This is a genomic window from Bacillus sp. JJ864 (genome assembly GCF_036963045.1).
Lineage (GTDB): Bacteria > Bacillota > Bacilli > Bacillales > Bacillaceae_G > Bacillus_A > Bacillus_A pseudomycoides_C.
Window position 1 is genome coordinate 115,328 of record NZ_JBALLY010000020.1, and the last position, 9,394, is coordinate 124,721.

The 9,394-nt window shown below is 38.9% G+C and carries 6 protein-coding genes and 1 pseudogene; 6 read left to right on the top strand and 1 reads right to left on the bottom strand.

Going from position 1 to position 9,394, the window contains the following annotated elements; all coding sequences use genetic code 11:
• Nucleotides 1–299 precede the first annotated feature (299 nt).
• Nucleotides 300–1,508, top strand: coding sequence for a NupC/NupG family nucleoside CNT transporter (locus V7024_RS04580; RefSeq protein WP_335516270.1), 1,209 nt, complete (start codon nt 300–302; stop codon nt 1,506–1,508).
• A 238-nt stretch (nt 1,509–1,746) separates the two neighbouring features.
• Here the strand turns inward: V7024_RS04580 and V7024_RS04585 are convergent, their stop codons facing one another.
• Entirely contained in the window at nt 1,747–1,881 is a 135-nt protein-coding gene (locus V7024_RS04585) for a hypothetical protein (RefSeq protein ID WP_090918060.1), read from the bottom strand.
• Nucleotides 1,882–2,706: 825 nt separating this feature from the next.
• Here V7024_RS04585 and V7024_RS04590 point away from each other — a divergent pair.
• The 5 genes and pseudogenes from V7024_RS04590 to V7024_RS04610 all read left to right on the top strand — a co-directional run.
• The gene (locus V7024_RS04590; protein WP_335516273.1) at nt 2,707–3,555 is read left to right on the top strand and encodes an SH3 domain-containing protein; all 849 of its coding nucleotides are present in this window, start codon (nt 2,707–2,709) and stop codon (nt 3,553–3,555) included.
• A 90-nt stretch (nt 3,556–3,645) separates the two neighbouring features.
• Nucleotides 3,646–3,960: a DUF3910 family protein gene (locus V7024_RS04595; protein ID WP_335516276.1), complete on the top strand. Its 315-nt coding sequence runs from the start codon at nt 3,646–3,648 to the stop codon at nt 3,958–3,960.
• Nucleotides 3,961–4,126: 166 nt separating this feature from the next.
• Nucleotides 4,127–5,746 carry an SWIM zinc finger family protein gene (locus tag V7024_RS04600; protein WP_335516279.1) on the top strand — a complete coding sequence of 540 codons (1,620 nt, stop codon included), beginning with the start codon at nt 4,127–4,129 and terminating at the stop codon, nt 5,744–5,746.
• On the top strand, nt 5,730–8,486 hold the full coding sequence (locus tag V7024_RS04605; RefSeq protein WP_335516282.1) for a DEAD/DEAH box helicase: 2,757 nt from the start codon (nt 5,730–5,732) through the stop codon (nt 8,484–8,486). The genes V7024_RS04600 and V7024_RS04605 overlap by 17 nt, the downstream gene beginning before the upstream one ends.
• 166 nt (nt 8,487–8,652) lie before the next feature.
• A pseudogene (locus V7024_RS04610) lies at nt 8,653–9,252 on the top strand (IS4 family transposase); the annotation flags it as partial.
• Nucleotides 9,253–9,394 lie beyond the last annotated feature (142 nt).

The following is a 9,394-nucleotide window of genomic DNA, read 5'->3' on the forward strand; positions in this document are numbered from 1 at the left end:
GTGGGAGTATTACTGCCCACGAATAGCGGGATAAAACCCTTTTCTTTTTATATAGGTAAGAGCAGCTGGTCATGTTTTATTCTGCACAGCGGCAACGTATATGTTAGACTTTATATCATTTCTCAATCGCTCATCTTATATGCGTTGATTCCAATTATTGTTTTCCTATTCTGACTTTTCCACAGACGTTTGACCTCTGATGTCTGGTGTGATAAGTTACATAAGATAATGTTTTCAGAGAAACGGAGCAATTCTACTATTTTTAATGTTTCGATAATTCAGAGAGGAGATTTACAAGCATGAATGTTTTATGGGGAATTGGCGGCGTGCTTGGAATTTTGGTAATTGCAGTTTTACTGTCTTCCAATCGCAAAGCTATTAATTGGCGCACAATTTCAATTGCGCTTGCACTTCAAATTACTTTCTCCTTCATCGTCTTAAGATGGGACGCAGGAAAAGCAGTTTTAAAGCATGCTGCTGACGGCGTACAAACTCTTATTAATTTCTCGTATGAGGGAATTGGATTCGTTGTTGGTGGTTTAGCTAACCCAAAAGGGCCTTGGGGCTTCGTCTTTATTATTCAAGCATTACTTCCAATTGTATTTATTAGTGCACTCGTAGCCGTATTATATTATTTTGGTATTATGCAATGGTTTATTACAATTATTGGCGGCGGGTTAAGCAAACTTCTTGGAACTTCAAGAACAGAAAGCTTAAATGCTGTTACAACTGTTTTCTTAGGACAAACGGAAGCACCGATTTTAATTAAACCTTACTTAGAGCGCGTAACAAATAGTGAATTCTTCGCTATTATGGTCAGCGGTATGACATCTGTTGCCGGATCTGTTCTTGTTGGTTATGCGGCAATGGGAATTCCGCTAGAGCATTTACTTGCAGCTGCTCTTATGGCTGCACCTTCAAGCTTATTAATTGCAAAATTAATGATGCCTGAAACAGAAAAAGTAAATAATGAGGTAGAGCTTTCTACAGAGCGTACAGATGCAAACGTTATTGATGCAGCAGCACGCGGTGCATCTGAAGGGATGCAACTTGTTATTAACGTTGCAGCAATGCTTATGGCATTTATCGCATTAATCGCTGTATTAAACGGTCTACTAGGATGGGTTGGTTCTTGGTTCCACATTAAACTAAGCCTTGATCTAATTTTTGGTTACATCCTTTCTCCGTTCGCTATACTAATTGGGGTTCCGCCTCATGAAGCGATTCAAGCTGCTGGTTATATCGGACAAAAACTTGCAGTAAATGAATTCGTTGCATACGGAAACTTAGGTAAGCATATGGCAGAACTTTCTGACAAAACAAACATTATTTTAGCGTTTGCAATCTGCGGATTCGCAAACTTCTCATCTATTGCGATTCAATTAGGTGTGACAGGTACACTTGCACCTTCACGCCGTCAACAAATTGCACAACTGGGAATTAAAGCGGTAATTGCAGGTACATTAGCGAACTTCTTAAACGCTGCTGTAGCAGGCATGATGTTTTAATAAATAAACAAAATCCATCTTAAGTTCATTTTTTACTTAAGATGGATTTTTTATTTATACTTGGTTCTGATCTAAACACAATAAGTTAAAAACAAGCACAGAGCTGCCGTATGCTCTGCACTTGTTTTAGCCGTAAAACTTATATATCGAACTAATACCCCTTAGTTGAAAGTTACTTCACGCCCATCCCCCAATGAACGTAATACTTTCTTATCATAAATACGAAAAAAAGTGGATACTACTTTTGCGAGACAAGTTGCTTTTCTCGCTCCTCTGTAGTTTTCTCTATTTTCTGCTCTGCGTTTTCATGTACCGCTCGTTGTGTAGCACGCTTTAAACAAATATGTTTCCACTTTCGTTCGTAACGTTTCATTATTCTTGATGTCCTCCCCTTGATTGCCATGAAACTTAAATTGAAATCGCTTACAGGAAATAATATAGCACATATAGAAAGATGTGACAACACATTTTCGACACTTTTTTGTAAATATCATACAAAATTAAATATCCCATACCCAACAATGCTTCTAATTCGTTCTATCTGTCTTCTCACCGGCGATCATTTTACAAAGACATGTATCTATAGCCATTCAAAATTTTCGAAACCTAAGTCGCTACTATGCACCATACAACTCGTTTGTGGCAGAAAATGGTTCTGACCGCTTCTATGCACGGCCAGATGCTCTCGTCCTTCCCTTTTTATGTCGTTTTTTTACTTATATAGAAAGAACTGTTACGAGGCAAGTCCCTTAATCCTCTCATTCACGTACTATTACAGAAATGAAACAGGCCGAATTTGTTCTATGACACCTTCTTTTTTTGTAACAATTACATGATGTTTTTTCTTAAAATCGAGCTATAATTTGTGAAAAATAACACAAACTAATTATATTTTTATAACTATATTATTTGTGAATTAATAAAATCCTCTATTTACGCAACACTTCTATAATAGCTTTGTAATATGAGTGAAATACGATTAACTGCTTTGCAATATCTCATTTCCGTTCTTCAATCATTAAATATGTAATAGCATCCTTTAAACCATAAGAAAAAAGCGTTTTCTTTATACTTCTTTTCATATTACAAAGTATTAATGAACTGTTACGAAAGGTTTGTAATTGTGTGTTTTCCCATTTTCCTCAAAAATCTGTTGCTATAATGAGGTCACGAAAACAAAAGCATTGGAGGCTATTTCATGAAAAAGTTAATTGGTATAGCAACAGTAGCAGTTTTTGGTCTTGGGATTTTCACTTCTTCTGCACAAGCAGAAACAGTTGTTAAAACAGACGTATTAAACGTACGAGAAAACCCAAATATTGAATCAAAAGTTGTAGGCAAAGTACTAGATGGTAATAAATTAGATGTTAAAAATACAGAAAACGGTTGGCTAAAAGTGAACCTAAGTGGTAAAGAAGGATTCGTAAGCGCAGACTTTACGAAAAACATCTATTATGTAACAGCAAACGTATTAAACGTACGCGCTGATGCAAACACAAACTCAGAAATTTTGGGCACATTAAAGAAAGATGATGTGATCGAAACAACACATCAAGTTCAAAACGACTGGTTACAATTTGAATATAACGGAAAAACAGCTTATGTAAATGTTCCTTTCTTAACAGGTAATGCACCTGTCGTAACAGTACAAGAACAAGCACCTGCGCCGGCAAAAGCTCAGCCAGCTCAAGCTCAAGAAACGCAGACTGCTACAGAAACAAAAGCTGCGCCAGCTGAGGGCCGTGAATTAACAGTTGTAGCAACCGCTTACACAGCTCATCCAAGCGAAAATGGCGGCACACATGGCGGTCGTGTATTAACTGCAATGGGGCATGACCTAACAGCAAATCCAAACATGAAAATGGTTGCTGTTGATCCGAAAGTCATTCCACTTGGTTCAAAAATTTGGGTAGAAGGATACGGCGAAGCAGTTGCTGGTGATACTGGCGGTGCAATTAAAGGAAATCGTATCGACGTCTTAGTAGGCTCTGACAGCTCTGCAAACAACTGGGGACGTAAAACTGTAAAAGTGAAAATTATAGACTAATTACTATTGTTGCTAAAAAAAGCGAGCCAGCTCTCATCAGTTGAGAGCTGGCTCTTATTTTTCTTATAATAGAAGAAAGGGGGCATTCATATGGATATAGATGCAAACGTTGACTGGATTGGTACGCCAACTCCGTATATATATAAAGATGCAGTTACTTACGATGCAACTGCAATTGATTTTTCATTAGAGCATGACGATAACCGTTATAGACTCATCATCTTACAGGACGGCGAGAACGTAGAATACAAAATCATACAGTACGGCGTCAAGCCTGGCAGCCAAAAACCATTTCCAATCGATACCGGACTCCACTTCAAAAATAAAACGATTCCTTTAATCGAAATGATTTTGCAAGATCCTTATGTACAAAGCATATTACAGCAAAAGACTACCTCTTCATAGGAGAGATAGTCTTTTTAGTTGAATGAAAGAGAAAAAATTAGGAGATAACTGCCCATAAGAGCCCGATTGGATGGGCTAACCCTCAGTGGGAAAGAACAAAACTCCCACTGAGGGAAGTTTCACTTTATAATAGAAAAGAAGGAAATTTTTTGCGCGGAGGAACATTATGCTGCAACATTCAATTACGAAAGATGAAATTATGGAAATTGCCAATGAGTTTTTGAAAGGACTCGATCCACAGCAACCGGCTGACAAAGAACAAGTATCAAATGCACTTCAGCTCTATCGTAGTGGCCTCGTGTATAACGTTGATTTCGATGGATACACATTATCAGGAACAATCGAACATGACGGAAATATTTATAGTGTTAATATTCCGATTCGAAACGTGTCCGAAAGTTACTGTGATTGCTTTTCACCGACGCAATGTGAGCATATGCTCGCCGTATTACTATATGCAGCTTCAAGCTTTGGACAAGTAGGAGACATTCTAACTTTATTTAAAAAGAAAACGAAACCGGCGCTCCCGCCCATTCGCACAGCACGGCAAATGCTGCAAATGACCGATTTTAACGATACAGATTATGAAAGCTGGCTTCCGTACTTCGAATCTGAATACGATGCATTTGCTAAAGAACACGCACGTCTTTCATACAAACAAATGTATTTTCTGATGAACATTTTCACAGAGTTCTATATGAAAATTGAACGAAAAGCACCGCGCATTGTTACAGTTCACGAATTATTTAAACTGAGTGCAGCACTCTTTTCTTTTCAGAAGCTACTGAAAGAAATTGAAACATTTGAAGCCGATAAACTCTATTCTTATCATCAACCACTCAATATTGTAAGGCTCTTTGTTAATAAAATAGAAAGCATTGTACAGGATTTGAAAGCCGAACCATTTCAAGATGTACTTCAACCGTTTCTGCAGCACATCGCTGAAATGCTACATACAATCTTCTTCTCTTCTCCTTCTTATACACAGGAGCGATTTTTTATTTATCGCCACCTATGGGGAGAGCTGTTCGTAGAACCAGATTGGATACAGGAAGAACAGCAGCGGATTGAAACAAAAATGCATCCTTTATCAAAAGCACTTGCATCCGCTCATCTTCTCTTTCTACAGCGAAAAGATAAAGAGGCCATGGATGTACTAAGAGCGCAGCCACCACAAGTTGTTGGCCTTTACTTTGATTGGCTTGAAGATTTATTGAGTTCCATGCAGTGGGAACGAGCAAAAGGGTGGCTGTCCTTCACTTACAAGCGAGTGAAAGAAACGATAACGACCGAGCACGATTCCTACTTTGTGAAAGATGTTGTCCGCTTATTTATGGCGATGTATGAAACATATGCAACGCATACGAACGAACAAGCTGGCTATGAGATGATTCTTCAAGAATTATTACCACATAGCTTCACCAGCTATGAGCAATATGTACTTACCAAAAAGCAATATCACACATGGACAGAGCTCCATTTACTGTATGGATTTGAAGCCATTGAATTGCTAAAAGAATCATTAAAAGAAGTTGAAAAAGAAGCGCCGGAAGCTGCTCTTCCGCTCTATCATTATGCTGCAGTGCAAGCTATTGAAGAAAAGAATCGCAAATCGTACCGCAGAGCTGTTCGCTACTTAAAGAAACTAAGAACACTCTATAAAAAGCTCAAACGGGTAGATGAATGGGAGTCTTTCATTATAATTATTGCCTCCTCTCACTCACGGCTGCGAGCATTACAAGAAGAACTGCGGAAAGGGAAGTTGATCCATGACAACACAAATTGACATTACCATTCGGCTCGAACGAATGAAACAAAACTGGTTTCTTTGGGCAGAGGATGAAACAGGAAACAGTTTGCCTTTAAACAGTTGGAAACAACATGCGTTCACATGGCACTCCTCTTCTTTCTATGGAACACTTCTGCAAGAAGGAACGTATGAACAGCGGAGCGGTATCATTTTAAACGCTACTCAAGCATTTGAATATATCGCCAAAAAGCCGGTAAATTCATTTACAAAACTACAAACAAGTGCAGCGATTAGCGAACTAACGCCAATGGCAGAAAAAATGTGGGAAGCTTACACAACAGGAGACTTCCTTCCTGATATCAAACAATGGCATCAATATCCTTCCTGGAAAATCGCTCATGAAGAAGGAATAGATGAAACAGTGCAAACACTGTTTTCAGAAGCCGTTAATGAAACATTGCACCATCAGACTCGTTCTGGCACAGCGTGGGAAGATGCAAAGCGCTTATATGAGCATTATGACTTTACAAAAAGACAGCTCGAAACAGCCATTCATGAAAACGATTGGCTGCGTAAAATCGGCTATATCGAAGATGACCTACCATTTGCAATTGGACTCCGCCTCCAAGAACCTGAGAGTGATTTTGAAACGTGGCAGCTCGAAACCATATTAACACCAAAGCGCGGCGCTCATCGAATATATGTATATAAAGGTACTGAGTCCCTGCCAAAAAGATGGTTAAACCATGAAGCACGTATTACAGAAACGCAAGAAGGTTTCGGCAAACTCGTACCTTGGTTAATGGAAGATGATCTATTTCGAAGTGAATTATACGAAACGGAAGCATGGCGCTTTTTAACAGAATCCAGCAATGAATTGCTAGCAGCTGGTATTGATATTTTACTGCCATCATGGTGGCAAAACTTGAAAGCAAATAAACCAAAGCTGCGCGTCCAAGTGAAACATAATGCAAAAGCAGGACAGGCATTCTTTGGCATGAATACGCTCGTAGATTTTGACTGGCGTATTTCTACAAACGGCATCCATTTATCAGAGAAGGAATTTCTCGCGCTTATTGAACAAAACAGACGCCTTATCCATATAAATGGACAATGGATGAGACTTGACCCTGCCTTTATCGAAGAAGTGAAGAAACTGATGAAGAAAGCAGACAAATACGGGCTCGAAATGAAAGACGTCGTACAGCAGCAATTACTTCGCGGAGCAGAAACAGAAGTAATTGAAGAAGAAAGTCCATTTGCAGATATGGAAATCGAACTCGATGATTATTATGACAAGCTGTTCGACAGATTGCTGCACATCGGAGAGATTCCATCTATACAAGTACCACCTTCCTTACAAGCAACGTTACGACCATACCAGCAACAAGGGGTCGAGTGGCTCCTCTATTTACGAGAGCTTGGATTTGGTGCGTTGCTAGCCGATGATATGGGACTTGGGAAAAGTATCCAAACAATTACTTACTTACTATATATAAAAGAACACAACCTAAAAACAGGCCCAGCGCTTATTGCGGCGCCTACATCTGTTCTCGGTAACTGGCAAAAAGAATTCGAGCGCTTTGCACCGAGCTTACAAGTGAAACTCCATTACGGCGGCAACCGGGCAAAGGGAGAAGATTTGTCCACTTTTATGCAAGACGCCGATGTAATTTTGACATCCTATGCACTCACGCAGCTTGATGAGGAAGAACTCAGCTCACAGCGCTGGGATGCGATTATTCTCGACGAGGCGCAAAATATAAAGAATCCGCACACAAAACAATCACGTGCTGTGCGAAAGTTACAAGCAAATCATAAAATCGCTTTAACAGGAACACCGATGGAAAACCGTTTATCAGAATTATGGTCTATCTTTGACTTTTTAAATCACGGCTATCTTGGCAGTTTACCGCAGTTCCAGCGCCGATTCGTAACGCCGATTGAAAAAGATCGCGATGAAAGAAAGATTCAGCAAGTGCAGCGCTTAATCGCACCGTTCTTACTGCGCCGCACGAAGCAAGATAAATCCGTTGCCTTGAACTTACCAGACAAACAAGAGCAAAAAGCATACTGTCCGTTAACGGCAGAACAAGCATCGCTCTATGAACAACTCGTTCAAGACACGTTAAAGAATGTAGAAGGATTAACAGGCATTGAGCGCCGCGGCTTTATTTTGCTCATGTTAAATAAACTAAAACAAATTTGTAACCATCCCGCTCTTTATTTAAAAGAAGAGCTACCCGCAAACTTAACCAGTCGTTCTATGAAAACAGAAACATTATTAGAACTCGTTGAAAACATACGGGATCAGCATGAAAGCTGCCTCATTTTCACGCAGTATATTCGCATGGGAAATATGCTGCAAACATTGTTAGAAGAACATTTTGGAGAGCGCGTCATCTTCTTAAACGGCAGTGTACCGAAGAAAGAGCGCGATAAAATGATTGAACAGTTCCAAAACGGACAACACGGCATTTTCCTGCTCTCTTTAAAAGCAGGCGGAACAGGACTGAACTTAACTGCAGCCAACCATGTTATTCATTACGACCGCTGGTGGAATCCTGCCGTTGAAAACCAAGCGACAGACCGCGCTTATCGCATCGGACAAAAGCGCTTTGTCCATGTGCATAAACTCATTACAACAGGAACACTTGAGGAAAAAATTGATGAAATGCTCGAACGAAAACAATCGCTCAATAATGCAATTATCACAAGTGAAAACTGGATTACAGAACTATCTACAAACGAGCTGAAAGAACTACTGGGAGTATAGGCAATCATGGCGCATATTGTCGAAGAGTTTTTATACTGTGTCGAAGTATCGATATATATAAAAGAGCTATTTCAGCCATAACCATCAAGTTAAGATTACTTGTGTATAATTTCAAACAAAAATAGCCATCCCTTCATGAGATATCCATGAAAGAATGGCTATTTTTATGACTGCAATGAATCTTATAGAAGAACTTCAATTATTAGAACAGGAACTAAAAAGCAAATTTTCACTTTCTTTTTTAGAATCACTTGCACGAGAAACAGGAATAATTCAACGCGCAAGAAAATATAAAGCACAGGCTATCGTTTCTTTATGTGTCTTTTTAAGCAAAACAATTGGAACAGAATCTTTAGCTGGCCTTTATACTAAATTAAATGAATTAACAGGCGCGTTTTCTTATCTCCCGAGGGCCTAAATCAACGTTTTGCCTCTCGTACTGTTCAATTTTTCAACAAATATTTTTACAACTCTTTCACCAAAACATTTGTTCAAACCCATCTATAGAAGAAGATTTCAAACGAAAGAGTATGATTTATTATCTGGTAATTTTCTTCAAATAGATGTAGATCATGCGGCAAGTAATGATAATGCATATGGACAAACCCGAACGAACACATTACAAACAAGCGTCTTACATCATACATATTTATTTTTTAGTATACGCGATGTGCTTTTTTCGTCCTGTCGAGACATGGTACCCATTCTTGTCAGATTGTTCGAATACCTATCAAAAAATGGCAGGAAGACACATTGGTATACCAAATATTCACCATTTTTCTTGGCATTACTCAAAAATATCAAAATCCACTTCAACACACCGCTTAAAAAAATATACGTTGAAGTCTTCTTTGATCATATCCAAATATAGAAACTTATACTCTATATCTAACAAAAACACTTCAGAT

Excerpts from the sequence above, each read along its gene's own strand:
- V7024_RS04590 (WP_335516273.1), top strand. The coding sequence starts at position 2,707 with ATGAAAAAGTTAATTGGTATAGCAACAGTAGCAGTTTTTGGTCTTGGG.
- V7024_RS04580 (WP_335516270.1), top strand. The coding sequence starts at position 300 with ATGAATGTTTTATGGGGAATTGGCGGCGTGCTTGGAATTTTGGTAATT.
- V7024_RS04585 (WP_090918060.1), bottom strand. The coding sequence starts at position 1,881 with ATGAAACGTTACGAACGAAAGTGGAAACATATTTGTTTAAAGCGTGCT.
- V7024_RS04605 (WP_335516282.1), top strand. The coding sequence starts at position 5,730 with ATGACAACACAAATTGACATTACCATTCGGCTCGAACGAATGAAACAA.
- V7024_RS04600 (WP_335516279.1), top strand. The coding sequence starts at position 4,127 with ATGCTGCAACATTCAATTACGAAAGATGAAATTATGGAAATTGCCAAT.
- V7024_RS04595 (WP_335516276.1), top strand. The coding sequence starts at position 3,646 with ATGGATATAGATGCAAACGTTGACTGGATTGGTACGCCAACTCCGTAT.